Annotated in this window: 16 protein-coding genes; 12 read left to right on the top strand and 4 right to left on the bottom strand. The window is 73.0% G+C overall.

The genetic code is table 11. From position 1 onward, the window contains the following. Positions 1-47: 47 nt before the first annotated feature. Entirely contained in the window at positions 48-986 is a 939-nt protein-coding gene (gene mmuM, locus ACP4IX_RS16025) for a homocysteine S-methyltransferase (protein WP_426523385.1), read from the bottom strand. 161 nt (positions 987-1,147) lie between these two features. Between mmuM and ACP4IX_RS16020 the strand changes: the two genes are divergently transcribed. The 7 genes from ACP4IX_RS16020 (at position 1,148) to ACP4IX_RS15990 (ending at position 7,695) form a co-directional block, all read left to right on the top strand. Next, positions 1,148-1,984: a CPBP family intramembrane glutamic endopeptidase gene (locus ACP4IX_RS16020; protein ID WP_426523386.1), complete on the top strand. Its 837-nt coding sequence runs from the start codon at positions 1,148-1,150 to the stop codon at positions 1,982-1,984. Then, positions 1,981-3,162, top strand: coding sequence for a sensor histidine kinase (locus ACP4IX_RS16015; protein WP_426555901.1), 1,182 nt, complete (start codon positions 1,981-1,983; stop codon positions 3,160-3,162). Before ACP4IX_RS16020 ends, ACP4IX_RS16015 begins: the two co-directional genes overlap by 4 nt. Then, the gene (locus ACP4IX_RS16010; protein WP_426523388.1) at positions 3,159-3,818 is read left to right on the top strand and encodes a response regulator; all 660 of its coding nucleotides are present in this window, start codon (positions 3,159-3,161) and stop codon (positions 3,816-3,818) included. The genes ACP4IX_RS16015 and ACP4IX_RS16010 overlap by 4 nt, the downstream gene beginning before the upstream one ends. A 138-nt stretch (positions 3,819-3,956) precedes the next feature. Further along, on the top strand, positions 3,957-5,108 hold the full coding sequence (locus ACP4IX_RS16005) for a glycoside hydrolase family 43 protein (protein ID WP_426555900.1): 1,152 nt from the start codon (positions 3,957-3,959) through the stop codon (positions 5,106-5,108). Continuing rightward, positions 5,105-6,157 carry a rhamnogalacturonan acetylesterase gene (locus ACP4IX_RS16000; RefSeq protein WP_426555899.1) on the top strand — a complete coding sequence of 351 codons (1,053 nt, stop codon included), beginning with the start codon at positions 5,105-5,107 and terminating at the stop codon, positions 6,155-6,157. Before ACP4IX_RS16005 ends, ACP4IX_RS16000 begins: the two co-directional genes overlap by 4 nt. A 108-nt stretch (positions 6,158-6,265) precedes the next feature. Beyond that, positions 6,266-6,742, top strand: coding sequence for a hypothetical protein (locus ACP4IX_RS15995; protein WP_426523391.1), 477 nt, complete (start codon positions 6,266-6,268; stop codon positions 6,740-6,742). Beyond that, entirely contained in the window at positions 6,739-7,695 is a 957-nt protein-coding gene (locus tag ACP4IX_RS15990; protein ID WP_426555898.1) for an isocitrate lyase/PEP mutase family protein, read from the top strand. The genes ACP4IX_RS15995 and ACP4IX_RS15990 overlap by 4 nt, the downstream gene beginning before the upstream one ends. Here the strand turns inward: ACP4IX_RS15990 and ACP4IX_RS15985 are convergent. Further along, positions 7,597-8,586: a helix-turn-helix transcriptional regulator gene (locus ACP4IX_RS15985; protein ID WP_426555897.1), complete on the bottom strand. Its 990-nt coding sequence runs from the start codon at positions 8,584-8,586 to the stop codon at positions 7,597-7,599. The genes ACP4IX_RS15990 and ACP4IX_RS15985 overlap by 99 nt on opposite strands. A gap of 93 nt (positions 8,587-8,679) precedes the next feature. On the opposite strand from ACP4IX_RS15985, the gene ACP4IX_RS15980 reads away from it, so the two are divergent. Next, positions 8,680-9,078, top strand: coding sequence for a VOC family protein (locus ACP4IX_RS15980; RefSeq protein ID WP_426523394.1), 399 nt, complete (start codon positions 8,680-8,682; stop codon positions 9,076-9,078). A gap of 90 nt (positions 9,079-9,168) precedes the next feature. Here ACP4IX_RS15980 and ACP4IX_RS15975 read toward each other — a convergent pair whose 3' ends face one another. Then, on the bottom strand, positions 9,169-9,753 hold the full coding sequence (locus ACP4IX_RS15975) for a TetR/AcrR family transcriptional regulator (protein WP_426523395.1): 585 nt from the start codon (positions 9,751-9,753) through the stop codon (positions 9,169-9,171). Positions 9,754-9,903: 150 nt separating this feature from the next. On the opposite strand from ACP4IX_RS15975, the gene ACP4IX_RS15970 reads away from it, so the two are divergent. The 3 genes from ACP4IX_RS15970 (at position 9,904) to ACP4IX_RS15960 (ending at position 13,494) form a co-directional block, all read left to right on the top strand. Further along, positions 9,904-11,625 (top strand): PHP domain-containing protein, encoded by a 1,722-nt coding sequence (locus ACP4IX_RS15970; RefSeq protein WP_426523396.1) that lies wholly within the window; start codon positions 9,904-9,906, stop codon positions 11,623-11,625. Continuing rightward, a complete protein-coding gene (locus tag ACP4IX_RS15965; RefSeq protein ID WP_426523397.1) occupies positions 11,622-12,146 on the top strand; it encodes a hypothetical protein in 525 nt (174 codons plus the stop codon). The genes ACP4IX_RS15970 and ACP4IX_RS15965 overlap by 4 nt, the downstream gene beginning before the upstream one ends. Before the next feature lie 85 nt (positions 12,147-12,231). Continuing rightward, entirely contained in the window at positions 12,232-13,494 is a 1,263-nt protein-coding gene (locus tag ACP4IX_RS15960) for an alpha/beta hydrolase family protein (RefSeq protein ID WP_426555896.1), read from the top strand. A gap of 169 nt (positions 13,495-13,663) precedes the next feature. On the opposite strand, the gene ACP4IX_RS15955 is transcribed toward ACP4IX_RS15960, so the two are convergent. Next, on the bottom strand, positions 13,664-14,920 hold the full coding sequence (locus ACP4IX_RS15955; RefSeq protein ID WP_426555895.1) for an FAD-binding protein: 1,257 nt from the start codon (positions 14,918-14,920) through the stop codon (positions 13,664-13,666). 106 nt (positions 14,921-15,026) lie between these two features. Between ACP4IX_RS15955 and ACP4IX_RS15950 the strand changes: the two genes are divergently transcribed. After that, the gene (locus tag ACP4IX_RS15950) at positions 15,027-16,346 is read left to right on the top strand and encodes a radical SAM protein (protein ID WP_426555894.1); all 1,320 of its coding nucleotides are present in this window, start codon (positions 15,027-15,029) and stop codon (positions 16,344-16,346) included. Positions 16,347-16,447: the final 101 nt, after the last annotated feature.

Genomic DNA, 16,447 nt, shown 5'->3' with positions numbered 1-16,447 from the left:
CCGCAGTCTCCCCGAACCGGCTTCGAGGGGACAACGCCGGCAACGGGCTACGGGGTGGACGGCCCGCACGGCCGCCGCCCTGCCGGCGCCGGTGCCGACGCGATCGACGTGATCGAGTCCGGGCCCACCCGGCAGCACCCGCCGACCAGTCGTGCCCCCGCCGCCCGCCAGCCCCGCACCAGTCCGGGGGCGAACGAGGAACGTCCCCGCCACGCCCTGGCCCGCGCGTCCCAGGTCTCCCCGCTGTTGGGGTAGGCGACGACCGGCTTGCCGGTGACCCGGGCGGCGGTCTCGACCGCGGCCGCCACGTCCTCGGGGGCGCAGCAGTTCACGCCCACCGCGATCACCTCCTCCGCGTCCGCCGCCAGGGCGAAGGCCTCCTCCAGCGGCTGACCGGCGCGGGTGCGGCCGCCCACGACCGTGTACGACAGCCAGGCGGGCACGCCGAGTCCGCGCACCGCCCGCAACAGCGCCGCCGCCTCCTCGGTGTCGGGCACCGTCTCCAGCGCGAGGACGTCCGGCCGGGCGGCGGCCAGGACCTCCAGGCGGGGCCGGTGGAAGTGCTCCAGCTCCCCGGCGCCGAGCCCGTACCGGCCGCGGTACTCGGAGCCGTCCGCGAGCATCGCGCCGTACGGGCCGGCCGACGCCGCCACCCACAGAGGGCGGGCCGCCCGGGCCCGGCGGGCGGCCTCCCGGGCCAGCTCCACGCTCAGGGTGAGCAGTTCGGTCGCACGCTCCCGGCCGATGCCGTGCCGGGCGAAGCCCTCGAAGGTCGCCTGGTAGCTGGAGGTGATCGCCACGTCCGCGCCCGCCTCGAAGTAGGCGAGGTGTGCTTCGGTGATCGCTTCGGGCTCCTCGGCGAGCAGCCGGGCCGACCACAGCTCGTCGCTCAGGTCGTGCCCGGTCGACTCCAGTTGGTTGGACATCCCGCCGTCGAGCACGAGGGGGCGGCCGGAGGCGAGGGAGTCGGCGAAGGCGCTGGTCATGGCATGAGGCTAGCCAGTCGGGCCGAAGCTTGTAGGACTTGTCCCCCGTGAGAGCTACGGCGAGGTGCCCACCGTGGGGTGACGATCTCCGGGCTTCGGATCCGTAGCGTCCAGTGCAGTCCGCGGCACCTGGGCCACGGTCCCGATCAAGGAGTTTCCCCGTGAGGTTTGTCTGGCAGTTCCTCGCCGTCATGGTGATGTTCGCCGCCACCGGCAGCGCCACCAGCGCGGTGAAGGACAACGACTGGCTCTCACTCGTCGTCGGTCTCGCGTCGGCCGCGCTCGCGATCCTCGTGTACGCGTGGGTGGTGCGGCGCACCGAACACCGGGCGGCCCCGGACGTGGCCCGTGAGGGCGCCGTCGTCAAGACCGGCTGGGGGATGCTGATCGGTGTCGGGATGTTCGGGGCCGTCATCGCGAACCTCTACGCCGCCGGGCACTACGAAATCGACGGCCTGGGCTCGCCGGAGGGCGCCGTGGGGCTGGTGGGCTTCATGGCCGGCGCGGCCGTGGCGGAGGAAGTGGTCTTCCGCGGTGTCCTGTTCCGGATCATCGAGGAGCACATCGGCACGTACATCGCGCTGGTGCTGACCGGCGTCGTGTTCGGCCTCATGCACCTGGCCAACGAGAACGCGACCCTCTGGGGCGCGATCGCCATCGCCATCGAGGCCGGCTTCATGCTCGCCGCCGCGTACGCCGCCACCCGCACCCTGTGGGTCCCGATCGGTGTGCACTTCGGCTGGAACTTCGCCGCGGCCGGCATCTTCAGCACCGAGGTGTCCGGCAACGGCGCCAGCCAGGGGCTGCTCGACACCGCGACGTCGGGGCCGGAGCTGTTCACCGGCGGCGGGTTCGGACCGGAGGGCAGCATCCACGCGATCGGCTTCGGAGCGGTGCTGACGATCGTGTTCCTGTGGCTGGCCCACCGGCGCGGCAACATCAAGCCCCGCTCCCGGCGTGCCGCCCGTGTCGACTCCACCGCTACACTTCCCCGATGATCGATCGTCGGTGGGTTCCGGAGCTGTGGCACCGGCTCGACGTCACGGTCCGGGATCTCCCCTTCGGGGTGCTGCTCCTCGTCGCGTCGCTCCTGCCGGGCCTGCGCGGCAACGGGACGGAGGTCGGCGGCCTGCCGACCCAGCCCCTCGACGACGTGCTGGGCGGCGTGGCGGTCGCCCTCCAGTCCCTTCCGCTCGCCCTGCGCCGGCGGTGGCCCACCCTCTGCCTCGCTCTGGTCGCGGTCGGCTTCGCCGTCGACCAGGTCAACGGATACCACCTGCTCGCCGGCACCGGACTGCCCATCGCGCTGCTGAGCGCCGGGTCCTACCTGGAGCGGTACCGGCGGGTCACCCTGCTCGTCCTCTCCGCCGCGTACGTGCCGCTCGCCGTGGTGCTCCACCGGCGCGGTCCGGGGGAACCGGCGGCCGAGTTCGTGACGTTCTACCTGGCCATGGTCCTCGCGTGGGGTGTCGGCGTATGGATGCGCTCCGTCCGGGCCGCGGAGGCCGAGCGCCGGATCCGCGTCGCCGACGACGCCCGGGCGGCCGAACGCGGCCGCATCGCCCGCGAGTTGCACGACGTCGTGACCCACCACGTGACGGCGATGGTCGTACAGACGGAGGCGGCACGGTACCTGACCGCCGCGCCGGAGCGCCTCGACCAGACTCTGACGGCCGTCAGCGACACCGGCCGGCGGGCCATCACCGACCTGCGGCACCTGCTCGACCTGCTCAACCCGGACCACGGGACCGGCCACGGATCCGGCCCCGGCAGCGAGGCCAGGACGCCTCCCGTCGGCAGACTGCTCACCCTGGTCGAGCAGACGCGGCGGGCCGGACAGCCCGTGGAGTTCACCGAGGAGGGCACGCCGGCGACATCGACCGGCAGCGCCGACCTCGTGGCGTACAGGGTCGTGCAGGAAGCCCTGACGAACGCCCTCAAGTACGACCACGGAAGCCGCACCTCGGTCCTGGTCCGTCATTGCGAAAGAGAGATCACGGTGGAGGTCGGCACGGACGGGACCGGTTCGCGGGCCGCGTCGCCCGGCGGCAGTGGGCGGGGCCTGGCCGGGCTGCGCGAACGGGTCGACGTCCTGGGCGGCGACTTCAGCGCGGACCACGAGGCGGACGGCGGCTTCGTCGTCCGGGCGCGGATACCCGCGGGGAGCCCGTCATGAGCGCGCCGATCCGGGTCCTGGTCTGCGACGACCAGGCACTGATCCGCACCGGGCTGGCGACGATCATCGACGCGCAGCCCGACCTGGAGGTGGCGGGCGAGTGCGGGGACGGGCAGGCCGCGGTCGACCTGGCCGGCGAACTGCGTCCGGACGTCGTGGTGATGGACGTACGCATGCCGGTGCTCGACGGCATCGAGGCCACCCGCCTGCTGGCCGGCGCCGGGGTGGCGCACCCCGTCAAGGTGCTCGTGGTGACGACGTTCAACCTCGACGAGTACGTGTACGAGGCGCTGCGCGCGGGAGCGAGCGGGTTCCTGCTCAAGGACGCGCCGCCCGACCGGCTGCTGCACGGCATCCGGACCGTGGCGATGGGCGCGGCGCTGCTGGATCCCGACGTGACGCGTCGGCTCGTGGGCCAGTACGCCGCCCGCATCCGGCCCACCCGTGGCACGCCGAACGACCTCCCGCTGACCCCCCGGGAGACGGAGGTGCTCCGCCTCATCGCGGACGGCCTCTCCAACAGCGAGATCGCCGCCGCCCTCGTGATCAGCCCCGAGACCGTCAAGACCTTCGTGTCCCGCATCCTCACCAAGCTCGACCTGCGTGACCGCGTCCAGGCGGTCGTCTACGCCTATCGGCACGGTCTGGTGGCCTGACGCGCGTGCCGCGAGAGTAGCCGTGCCGGACCCGTTGACCTCTCCACGTCACACCCTTACCTTTTCGACGTTCGTAATCACAGATGGTGTTCGACATCACGAACAGGTGGTGTCGCGCACCCCGTCGAGAGGCCCCGCATGAGCCGCGCCGACGATCAGCCCGTTCAGCCCAGCCGGCCCAGCCCGTCCGTTCGGCCCGTTTCGCCTGAGGGGCCCGCAGCCCCCGGGCGACGCCTGCTGTTGAAGGGCGCCGCGATCGCGGGGGCCCTGGCCGCCGTCCCCGCCACCGCGTCCGCCGCCTCCGCCGCGTCCGCCTCCGCCGTGCCGAGGAAGGCGGCCCCGTACGTGAACCCGCTCGTCCGCAACCGCGCCGACCCGCACATCCGCCGGCACACCGACGGCTTCTACTACTTCACGGCGACCGCCCCCGAGTACGACCGCATCATCCTGCGCCGCTCCCGCACCCTGGACGGTCTCGCGACCGCCCGCGAGTCCGTGATCTGGCGCAAGCACGCCACCGGCGACATGGGCGCGCACATCTGGGCGCCGGAGATGCACCGCGTCGGCGGCAGGTGGTACATCTACTTCGCCGCCGCGCCCGCCGAGCGCGTCTGGGACATCCGCATCTGGGTCCTGGAGAACTCCCACCCCGACCCCTTCCGGGGCACATGGGTGGAGCGCGGCCAGGTGAAGACGGCCTGGGAGACCTTCTCCCTGGACGCCACGACCTTCACCCACCGCGGCACCCGCTATCTCGCCTGGGCCCAGTACGAGCCCGGCATGGACAACAACACCGCCCTGTGGCTGTCCGAGATGGAGAACGCCTGGACGCTGAAGGGCCCTCAGATACGGCTCTCCACGCCCGAGTACGACTGGGAGTGCGTCGGCTTCAAGGTCAACGAGGGCGCGTCGGTCATCGCCCGCAACGGCCGCCTGTTCATGACCTACTCGGCCAGCGCCACCGACGCCAACTACTGCATGGGGCTGCTGACCGTCGACGCGGACGCCGACCTGATGAACCCCGCGAACTGGTCGAAGTCGCCGACGCCCGTCTTCACCAGCAACGAAGCCACCGGCCAGTACGGCCCCGGCCACAACTGCTTCACCGTCGACCGGGACGGCCGCACCGACGTCCTCGTCTACCACGCCCGCCAGTACAAGGAGATCGACGGCGACCCGCTCGACGACCCCAACCGGCACACCCGCGTCCAGAGGTTCGGCTGGAAGGCGGACGGCACACCGGACTTCGGCGTCCCGGTCGCCGACCACGCGGGGCGGGGGCGGGCGTGAGACGTTCGGCCGCCGTCATCCTGGTCGCCGTCGCGCTGGCCGCCGGAGCCCTGACCGCCGTACCCGCTCAGGCCCGGACCGGGACGCCGGACGGCGCCCACGGGATGGCCGACTGCACCGCCACGGCCTGCCACTTCGACGTCCCGCCGGGCACGTACGACGTGAAGGTGCTGCTCGGGGGCGACGATGCCGCCCGTACCGCCATCGGCGGCGAGAGCGGGCGGTCGCTGCTCGCGGAGACCGCCACCGGGGCCGGTGAGCGGGTCGCCCGGAGCTTCACCGTCGACGTGCGCACGCCCGAGGGCGAACCCACCGGGCCCGACGGCAGCCCGGGCCTGGACCTGGTGATCGGCGGTTCGGCGCCCGCCCTCGCCGGTATCGGGGTGACACCCGCCCGGCACGCGCGGCAGGTCCTCCTCGTCGGGGACTCCACGGTCTGCGACCAGCCGGGGGAGCCCTACTCCGGCTGGGGCCAGCAACTGCCGCGGTACCTCCGCAAGGGCCTGTCCGTCGCCAACCACGCCGACTCGGGTGAGAGCACGGTCAGTTACCTGGCCGACCAGCGGCTGTGGGGCACCGTCCGGGCGCGGATCCGCCCCGGGGACCTCGTGCTCGTCCAGCTCGCGCACAACGACAAGACGACCGACGGGGCGACCTACCGCGCCAATCTGGAGACACTGGTGGCGGGCGTGCGGGAGCGCGGCGGCCGGCCCGTCCTCGTGACGCCGGTCGTGCGCCGCTGGTTCAACGCCGACGGCACCCTGGACAACGGCACCGCCCTCCTCGTCAACGGACTCGGCGTCGACCACCCGGCCGTCGTCCGCTCGGTCGCCGCCGCCGAGGGCGTACCGCTGATCGACCTGACCGCGAAGACCAAGGCGCTCGTGGAGTCCCTGGGCGTGGAAGGCTCCAAGGCCCTTTACCTCACCGACGAGAAGCGGGACAACACCCACACGTCCGCGCACGGCGCCACCGTCTACGCGGGCCTGGTACGCGACGAGCTGGTCGCCCAGCACCTGGTACCGCGCGGCACGGTACGGGCACGGTGAGCGTCCGGCCTCCGGCGGCGAAGGGCAGCCGGAGGCCGGACCACCCGCGCGCGGGGGACGGGGACACTTCGGCGGTCACCGAAACAACCGGCCCCTAGCGTGGGGGACATGAGCGACACGAACACCGCCACCAGCACGGTCCCCCTCACACCCGCCGCCGCGGTCACCGGCATGGTCGACCACGTCCTCGCCCTGGCCGCCACCTGGACCCGCTGGGACGGGCGGCCCGCGCACGTCGACGGCCGCGTCTACACCCCGCACAAGGCGATCCGCCGGGTCGCCGACCACATGGTCGACCACCTCGCCGAGCTGGAGGCCCGGCTGGCCGGCGAGGAGACCCAGCCCGACCACTGGCACGCCTCCATGACCACCACGGACGCGGACCGGGCCCCCTTCACGGCCGAGGACCTCGACGAGGCCCGCAGCCGCCTCACCCGGCTCGCCCGGATCTGGGCCAACCGCCTCGACGCGCTCACCGACGAGCAGCTCGACCACTCGCCCGGCGAGGGCTGGAGCTTTCGCGAACTCGCCGTGCACCTCACCGAATCCGTGTACTACGCCGACGCGGTGGGCGATCTGTCGTGACCGCCTTCGCCGGCCTCCATCGCCGCGGCGAGCCCCTGCTGCTGCCGTGCGCCTGGGACCACGCCTCCGCGCTCGCCCTCGCCGGGCAGGGTTTCCGGGCCATCGGTACGACCAGCCTGGGCGTCGCGGCGGCGAGCGGGCTGCCCGACGGGGCGTCGGCGACCCGCGACGAGACGCTGCGGCTGGCCGCCGGCCTGGGCTCGGCGCCGTTCCTGCTCTCCGTCGACGCGGAGGACGGCTTCAGCGACGACCCCGACGAGGTGGGGGAGCTGGCGCGGCTACTGGCGGCGGCCGGAGCGGCCGGCATCAACCTGGAGGACGCTCTGGGCCCCGCCGACCGGCACGCGGCCAAGATCGCCGCGGTCAGATCGGCGGCCCCCGGCCTGTTCGTCAACGCGCGCACGGACACGTACTGGCTCCGCGAGGGCGAGGGCGAGGGCGAGGGCGAGGGCGAGGGCGAGGGCGGGGGCGAGGGAGACACGGGCGGTGAGGGGCGCGCGGCGGAGACGGTGCGGCGCCTGGAGGCGTACCGCGAGGCCGGTGCCCACGGCGTCTTCGTCCCGGGCCTCACCGACCCCGGCCGGATCGCGGCGCTGGCCGCGCACTTCGACGTGCCGCTCAACGTCCTCTACTCGCCCACCGGCCCCTCCCTGCCGCACCTCGCCGACCTCGGCGTGAGCCGCGTCAGCCTGGGCTCGCTGCTGTACCGGCGGGCGCTGGGCGCGGGTCTCCAGGCGGCGGCCGACATCGGTGCGGGCCGGTCCCCGGGCGGCGCGACGCCCGCGTACGACGAGGTGCGGGCCCTGAGCCGACCGGACCTCGGGCGGACGACCCCTGACTCCGGTTCGTCGCTGTCAGGCCTGGCGGGCGCGGGACGCGAGGCGATCGGCGAGCGCGATGACGAGGTCGCGCAGTTCGTCGGGGCGTTCGACGACGAACGGCCGGTCGAGTGAGGCGAGTACCGGGGGGAGCCAGTCGAGCCGCTCGGCCCGCAGCTCGACGCGCAGCCAGCGCTCGGCCGCCCGGTCCTCGCCCGCCACGGGGTCGTGTTCCTCCAGGCTCGCGACGCTGGCGGGCAGGCGGGCGCGGATCTGCTCGACGGTCCCGTGGATCCGCAAGGTCACCTCGTGCCGGTACCCGGCCGTGGCGAGCGCTGCCACCACACGCTCTGCCGGAGCGGGGTCCGCGGGCGCTTCGAACGAGCCGGGCAGGGTCCGCGCGTCTGCGACGCGGTCGAGCCGGAAGGTCCGGTCCTCGCCGATCCGGGGGTCCTCGCCCGTGACGTACCACCGGCCCGCATGGGCGACGATCCCGTACGCGTGCAGCGTGCGTTCGCTGCGCCGTCCGTCGCGGTCGGTGTAGCGGATCGAGACCGGTCGGCGGTGGCGCACCGCGTCGGCGACGGTGAGCAGGACCCCGGCGTCCGGGGTGCCGGACTCTCCGGGCTGCTCCGTGAACGCGAGGGATTCCAGGAGGGTGTCGAGCCGGCGGGCGATGTGCCGGGGCAGCACCCGCCGGATCTTCGCCGACGCCGTCTCGCTCGCCGTGTGCTGGGCCGTCGTCAGCCCTGCCCGGCGGCCGGCGACCAGGCCGAGCAGCACGGCCAGCGCCTCGTCGTCGCTGAGCATGAGGGGAGGCAGGCGGTACCCGGGGGCGAGCCGGTACCCGCCGTAGCGGCCGCGCACCGATTCCACGGGCACGTCCAGGTCGATCAGCTGGTCCACATAGCGCCGCACGGTGCGTCCTTCGACACCGAGCCGGCCGGCCAGTTCGGCCACCGTCCGGGTGCCGCCCGACTGCAGCAGCTCCAGGAGCGTCAGCACGCGGCCAGTGGGTCGGGACATGTCCGCAGCCTACCGCGCATACAGGACCGATTCTGTCCACTATCTCTCCTAGTCTGCGCAGTGCACGCCTCCAGCACAGCCAAGGAGATCCCCATGGACTTCGTCTCGATCCGCATCATCACCAGCGACGTGGCACGCCTCGTCGAGTTCTACGAGCGAGCCACGGGGGCGCGGGCGACGTGGGCCACCGAGGACTTCGCCGAACTCAGGACGGCGGGCGCCACCCTCGCGATCGCCGGCACCCGCACCGTCCCGCTGTTCGCGCCGGGCTCCGCCCGCCCGGCGGACAACCACAGTGTGATCACCGAGTTCCTCGTCGACGACGTGGACCGCGTCCACCAGAACCTGTCCGGCTTCGTCACCGACTTCGTCAACGGGCCCACCACGATGCCCTGGGGCAACCGGTCGCTGCTGTTCCGCGACCCCGACGGCAACCTCGTCAACTTCTTCACCCCCGTCACCCCGGCGGCCGTCGAGAAGTTCTCACGCTGACGCCACGCGGAGCCGCTCACCGGGAGCCCCGAGGTCCCAGGGCTCCCGGTGAACGCGGTCACCCGGAGCCAGAGGGTCCCGAGAAACCCCTCAGGCCTCGTCCGTCCCCTCGCGCGGCCAGTGCTCCAGCGCCACGTGCAGGGCGTCGACCGCCTTCTCCCAGGAGGCCTGTACGTCGCGCGGGGCACCGAAGGCGCCGGCGGCCTCCAGGGCGCAGTAGCCGTGGAAGGTGCTGCGCAGCAGGCGTACGGCGTCGGTGAGGTCGGGCTCGGTGAGGCCGTAGGCGCGCAGCATGCCGTAGGTGATCTCGGCGGTGCGGCGCAGGGCGGGGGAGCCGGCGGCGACGGACCGGTCGACGCGGATCTGCGTCGCGGCGTAGCGGCCGGGGTGGCGCAGGGCGTACGAGCGGTAGGCGCCCGCGAAGGCGGCCAGCGACTCCTTCCCGGCGCGGCCGGCCACGGCCGCCGCGATCTCCTCGATCAGCTCGCCGCCGGCCAGCAGGGCGACCCGGACGCGCAGGTCCTGGAGGTTTCTGACGTGCGTGTACAGGCTCGCGTCCTTCACCCCGAAGTGCCGGGCGAGCGCGGAGACGGTGACACTGTCGAACCCGGCCTCGTCGGCGAGGTCGGCGGCGGCCGCGACGACGCGTTCGGTCGTGAGGCCCGCTCGGGGCATGGGCCACCTTCCCTCTTCCTAGGGATCCTAGGTTTCATGCTAGAGCAGGCAGGGCGGCAGGCGGGGCTCATCTCCGAGTCGTTAAACGTTCATCTTCTGCCTCGATTCTCCTCGGAGCCGCGCACGGCGGCGGTATCCAGGAGGAACTTCATGGGGCACGGACACGGTCACGGGCACGGCCATCACCACCACGGACACGCACACACGCACGACCACGACCACGAGGCCGCGCAGCCCCTGCCCGCCGCCTTCGACACCAGCGTCCCCGACGAGGCCCTGAGCCCCGAACAGCAGTCGCGCCGCGGTCTGCTGCGCCGTGCGGGACTGCTCGGCGCCGGACTGGCCGCCGGCACCGTCCTCGCCCAGACCGCGACCGCCGCCCCCGCCCAGGCCGCGGGCAACGGCCGCCGCAAGAAGGGCTTCCTCTGGCTCGCCGGCGACCACCACATCCACACCCAGTACAGCAGCGACGGCAAGTACCGCGTCGTCGACCAGGTCCGCCAGGGCGCCCGGCACGGCATGGATTGGATGGTCATCACCGACCACGGCAGCGTCACCCACGCCAAGATCGGTGTGGAGAAGGTCAACCCGGACATCCGCGAGGCCCGCGACACCTACGAGGACACCCTCGTCTTCCAGGGCCTGGAGTGGAACATCCCGGCCGCCGAGCACGGCACGGTCTTCGTCCACCCCGGCAAGAACGAGGTCTCCGTCCTCAAGCAGTTCGAGACCGGCTACGACGGCGGCGTCAAGGGCGCCACCGCCTCCACGCCCGCCAACGAGGCCCTCGCCGTCGCCGGACTCTCCTTCCTCGCCGACCAGGTGAAGCGGCGCAAGGTCAAGGACGCCCTGATGCTCGCCAACCACCCGGCGCGCAAGGGCATCGACTCCCCGCACGAGATCCGCGCCTGGCGCGACGCCACCGGCACCGGCGACCGGCAGATCGCGGTCGGCTTCGAGGGCGCCCCCGGCCACCAGGCGGCCGGCCTGCCGAAGCCGCTCGGCATGGGCCGCGCCCGCGGCATCTACGACGGCAGCCCCGGCGCCAACTCCTTCCCCGGCTACCCGCTGGAGAGCTACCGCACCTGGGGCGGCTTCGACTGGATGACCGCCACCGTCGGCGGCCTGTGGGACAGCCTGCTCGCCGAGGGCCGCCCCTGGTGGATCACCGCCAACTCCGACTCCCACCAGGTGTACGGCGACACCGCCGCGCGCGGTGGCGGCGACTTCAACGCCAACGGCCGCTACGACGACCCGGTCTACGCCGGCCAGATCGACGTCACCCAGGGCGACTACTGGCCGGGCCAGTACAGCCGTACCCACGTCGGCTCCGACGGCTTCACCTACGCCGCCGTCATGGACGGCATCCGCGCCGGCCGCATCTGGGTCGACCACGGTCAGCTCATCAGCGGCCTCGACGTGCGCGTGTCCGGCGGCGGTCGCTGGGCCACGCTCGGCGGCGCCCTGCACGTGCGCAAGGGCACCCGGGTCACCCTGTCCATGGACGTGGCCCTGGCCGGCGGCCCCAACTGGGCCGGGTTCACCCCGAAGCTGGCCCGGGTCGACGTCATCCAGGGCGACGTGACCGGCGAGGTCGCCGACAAGGACACCTTCACCGCGCCGACGGCCCGCGTGGTCAAGTCGTACGAGGTGAACAAGGACACCGGCACCGTCCGGCTCACCTACGACCTCGGCCGCGTCGACCGCCCCGTCTACCTCCGTACGCGGGGCACCGACGGCAACCGGTCCGCCGTCGGCGCGCTGGGCGCGAAGGTCGACCCGGCCGGCCCCGCCATCGACGTCGTCGGCGACGCCGACCCGTGGCGCGACCTGTGGTTCTACTCCAACCCGGTGTGGATCCTGCCGTCGTGACACAGCCCTCCGCGCCGTACACCATCGGCATCGACACCGACGCGGCGACGCTGCGCGAGGCCGATCACCTGCTCCAGGCGATCGCGGCCGAACTCGCCCTCCCCGAAGGCGTTTTCGGCTGCACGCACCTGGTGCGGGACGGCCGCCCGCGCGTCGCCCTGTCGCTGGCCGCCGGGGCGGAGCCGGTCCTGCGCACCGCCCGGGACCGGCTCACCGCCCAGGGGTACGAGGTCCGCGACGGCGCCCCGGACGAGGCCGGCCGCGCCGTCCTCTACCCGGGCGCGGGCGGCCTCACCGGCACGCTGACGCTCGCCGAGCTGCTCGCGCGCTCCGCGATCGACCGGGTGACCGTACTGGGCACGCCGGACGAACCCGCGCCGGACACGCGGCTGGTGACCCGGGAGCACGTCCGCCCGCAGTGGCAGAACGGCCGCCTCGTCCTGGCCGCCATGCCCGCGGCGGGCGGAACCCTGGTGCCGTTCGAGGACCCCGACCCGACGCCGTGCTGCGCGGACCACTGACGACGTCCGGACGGGGGAAAACCCCCCGGTGGCAAGCGGGTTGGCCACATGGTCGGGTACGCGGTCCGGTTCGTACGGTCGTCGCATGAACCGGACGAGCACAGTGATGACAGCCGCGGCGGTGGCCGCGGTCCTGGCAGTGAGCGGAACGGCAGTCGCCGCACAGGAGGCCCCGGACGGCCCCGCCGGATCCGCCCGGGCGGCGGCGCACGGCGCGCGGGGAACGGTCGTCTCCACCGAGCACCTGCGGACGCTGTCCGCCGGCGAAGTGGCGGCCGAACTGGCCGGCGACGAGGAGGGCGCCTGGGACACCGGCACCGTGCGGTACGGGGTGGACACCTACCGGATCGTGTACCGCACGGTGGACCCGCACGGGCGCCCCACCACCGCCAGCGGCCTGCTGGCCCTGCCCCGCAACGGCGAACGACGCCTGCGCACCGTGTCGTTCACCCACGGCACCGAACTGTTCAAGGGGGACGTGGCGTCCGTCTCGACGAGCGTGTGGGACCAGGCCCCCGCCCTCACCCACGCCTCCGCCGGATTCGCCACGGCGCTCCCCGACTACCTGGGACTGGGCCTCGGCCCGGGACCGCACCCGTGGATGGACATCCCCTCCGAGACCACCGCGGCCCTGGACATGCTGCGCGCCTCCCGCGCCGTCGCCGCGGAACAGGGACGCCACCTGCGCCGCGAGGTGTTCGCCACCGGCTTCAGCCAGGGCGCCTCGGCGGCGCTGGGACTGGCCCGGGCGCTTCAGGAACGGGCCGACGACTGGTTCCGGCTCGGCGCGGTGGCACCGATCAGCGGCGCCTACGCCTTCCGGGACGTCGAACTGCCCGCACTGCTGGCCGGGGAGACGGAACAGAAGGCCAGTGTCATCTACGCGGCCCTCACCCTGGTCGCCTTCAACCGGCTGCACCACCTCTACGACAGCCCCGCCGAGGTGTTCGAGGAGGACTACCACCGCACGATCGAGGGCCTGTTCGACGGCACGCACCCGGGCCAGGACGTCGTGCTCGGCACCCCGGACACTCTGGAGGAACTGCTCACACCCCACGGCCGGGCCATGCTGGAGCACCCTTCGGGGAGGCTGGCGGAGGCCCTGAGGGTGACCGACGGGGTGTGTGCCGACTGGACACCGCGGGCCCCGCTCCGGCTCTACCACGCCGAAGGCGACGAGCAGGCCGTCACCGCCAACACCGCCCACTGCCGGGCCGCCCTGCGTGCCCGCGGCGTCCACGTCCGGACCGTCGACCTCGGCACCCCCGACTACGGGAACTCCCGGCACCTGGGCTCGCACCAGGCGGGCACCGCGGCCGTGGTGCGCTGGTTCCGCTCCCTGTCCTAGGAGCCGGGGAGGCTGGGACGCCAGTGTGTTCCGGCGGGTGTGCGTGGGCGCGGGCGGGCCTCCGGGCCCGCGCCGACGGTCCGAGAGGGAGTGGGGGCGGGCGCCCCGGCTGGGCACGCCCGCCGAGCGGTGCGGTGCGACCGCGCGCGGGACCGGAGCGCCCGGCGTCTCAGCCGGCCAGCACCTCCCGCACGAACGCGTTGGTGAACTTCCCCGCCGGGTCCAGCGCCTCGGCCAGCGCCCGGAAGCCGTCCAGCCTCGGGTAGAGCGCGCGCAGCGCGCCCGCCGGTGTCGTGAACACCTTCCCCCAGTGCGGCCGGGCCGCGAAGGGTGCCAGCGCCTCCTCCAGCCGCCGCACCACCGGCAGCACCGCGGCCGTGTCCTCGACCCACGTGAAGTGCGCGGCCACGGTGTCCCGGCCGTAGGAGGGGCTCAGCCACTGCCGGTCCGCAGCGACCGTGCGGATCTCACAGGTCTGCAGCACCGGCGCGACGACCTCCCGTATCGCGTCCACCGCACGCAGGGCGTCCAGCGCGTGCTCGCGCGGCATCAGGTACTCCGACTGGAGCTCGGCACCGCTGCTGGGCGTGAAATCGGCGCGGAAGTGCGGCAGCCGCTCGTGCCAGGGTCCCGGCACCCCGAACTGCTCGGTGCAGTTGACCGCGGGCATGCCGGGCACCGGATGCATCTTCTCGGTGGCCGCGGGCGCCCAGGGGACATCGGGCAGCGGCTGGTCGGTGCGCCGCTTCAGCCACACCTGCCGGAAGCCGGGTGCCCGCCAGTCCGTGAAGAGGCTCACGCTGTACGCCGCCGCCATCACCGTCTCGAACGCCGCCGTGTCCAGGCCGTCCAGCGGCAGCTCGGTGAAGACGTGCTGCTCGACCTCGTAGGCGGGTTCCAGGTCGAGAGTGAGCGAGGTCACGACGCCCAGCGCGCCGAGCGAGGTCACCGCGCCGCCGAACCGCTCGTCGCCGCGCGCCACGGTCACCGTCTCACCGTCCGCCGTGACCAGCTCCACCTCGCGCACGGACGAGGAGAGCGGCCCGTTGCCGACCCCGGAACCGTGCGTGCCGGTCGCCACCGACCCGGCGACCGAGATGTGCGGCAGCGAGGCCATGTTCGGCAGCGCCAGCCCCCGCCCGTGCACCACACGGGCCAGCTCCGCGTACCGGACGCCGCCGCCGACCCGCACCGTCCGGGCCGCGGTGTCGACGTCCACCTCGGCCGGCAGCGCGGCCAGCGACAGCAGGACGCCCTCGGCGCCCGGCTCGGCGATCTCGTTGAAGGAGTGCCCGCTGCCCAGCACCCGCACCCTCGCGCTGTCCGCCACCAAGGCCCGCAGCGCGTCCAGTGAGTTCGGCCGGAGCAGCTCCTTGGCCGTGTACGTGATGTTGCCGGCCCAATTGGTCACCGTGATGTCGCTCATACCGCGGAAACCTACCCGGCGCGTCTGGAGGGGCCCCGCGCGGGAAGCCGCACGGGCGGGGGCATACCGTGAGAAGTCGAACGCCTGAGCCGGGAGGAGACACGGGATGGGCAGCCGTACCGCGCTGGTCGAGGATCTGATGGAGCGCTTTCCGCACGTACCGCGGGAAGCCGTCTTCAAGGAGGACCTGCTCCGCGGCGGGGTGGCCTTCGACCCCTCCGCGCTGAGCGACAACGAGGACGGCGAGGTCAAGCCGAAGTCGTACTTCATTTTTTCCTTCGACCACGGCACCCTGCCGGAGCTGGGCGAGGCCGCGCTGCGCCGCCCGCCCGAGGAGATCATCCTCACCGGAGGCCCCTACGACCTGCGCCGCACCGTCGTCTCCGTCCGGGTGAACCCGTCCTCGCCGTACCGGGTCGCGGCCGACGAGCACAACCAGCTCGGCCTCTACCTCGACGGCAAGCGGATCTCCGACGTCGGCGTGCCGCCCATGCCCGAGTACTACCGGCACAAGCTCGCCAATGGGAAGTCGGTCATGGAGGTGGCCCCGACCATCCAGTGGGGCTACCTGATCTACCTGACCGCGTTCCGGGTCTGCCAGTACTTCGGCGCCAAGGAGGAGTGCCAGTACTGCGACATCAACCACAACTGGCGCCAGCACAAGGCCGCGGGCCGCCCCTACACGGGCGTCAAGGACGTCGACGAGGTCCTCGAAGCGCTGGACATCATCAACCGGTACGACACGGCGAAGACGTCCACCGCCTACACGCTCACCGGCGGCGCGATCACGTCGAAGGTCCAGGGCCTGGACGAGGCGGACTTCTACGGGCGCTACGCCAAGGCCATCGAGGAGCACTTCCCCGGCCGCTGGATCGGCAAGGTCGTCGCCCAGGCGCTGCCCAAGGACGACGTGCAGCGCTTCAAGGACTACGGCGTCCAGATCTACCACCCCAACTTCGAGGTGTGGGACGAGTACCTGTTCAAGATGTACTGCCCCGGCAAGGAGCGCTACGTCGGCCGCGACGAGTGGCACAAGCGCATCCTGGACTCGGCGGAGATCTTCGGCGCCCGCAACGTCATCCCGAACTTCGTCGCGGGCGTGGAGATGGCGGAGCCCTTCGGCTTCAAGACGGTCGACGAGGCCATCGACTCCACCACCGAGGGCCTGCGCTTCTTCATGTCGCACGGCATCACGCCCCGCTTCACCACCTGGTGCCCCGAGCCCACCACCCCCCTGGGCAAGGCCAACCCGCAGGGCGCGCCGCTGGAGTACCACATCCGTCTGCTCCAGGCCTACCGGCAGACCATGGAGGACTTCGGTCTCTCCTCGCCCCCCGGCTACGGCCCGCCCGGCGCCGGCAACGCGGTCTTCTCCGTCAGCTCCTTCATGGACAGCCTGCCGGAGGACGAACCCGTCGAGGTGTGAGCCGCCGTACGCGCGGACCTGGAGGAACGGGCACCGCCCCGGGGCTCCACGCCGGACGGCGGTGACCCGGCGAAGGCCCGGCCCGGGGAGGGGGAGGCCGA

The organism is Streptomyces sp. WG5 (genome assembly GCF_049974565.1).
Classification (GTDB): Bacteria; Actinomycetota; Actinomycetes; order Streptomycetales; family Streptomycetaceae; genus Streptomyces.
This window is presented reverse-complemented; position numbering and strand designations above follow the sequence as displayed.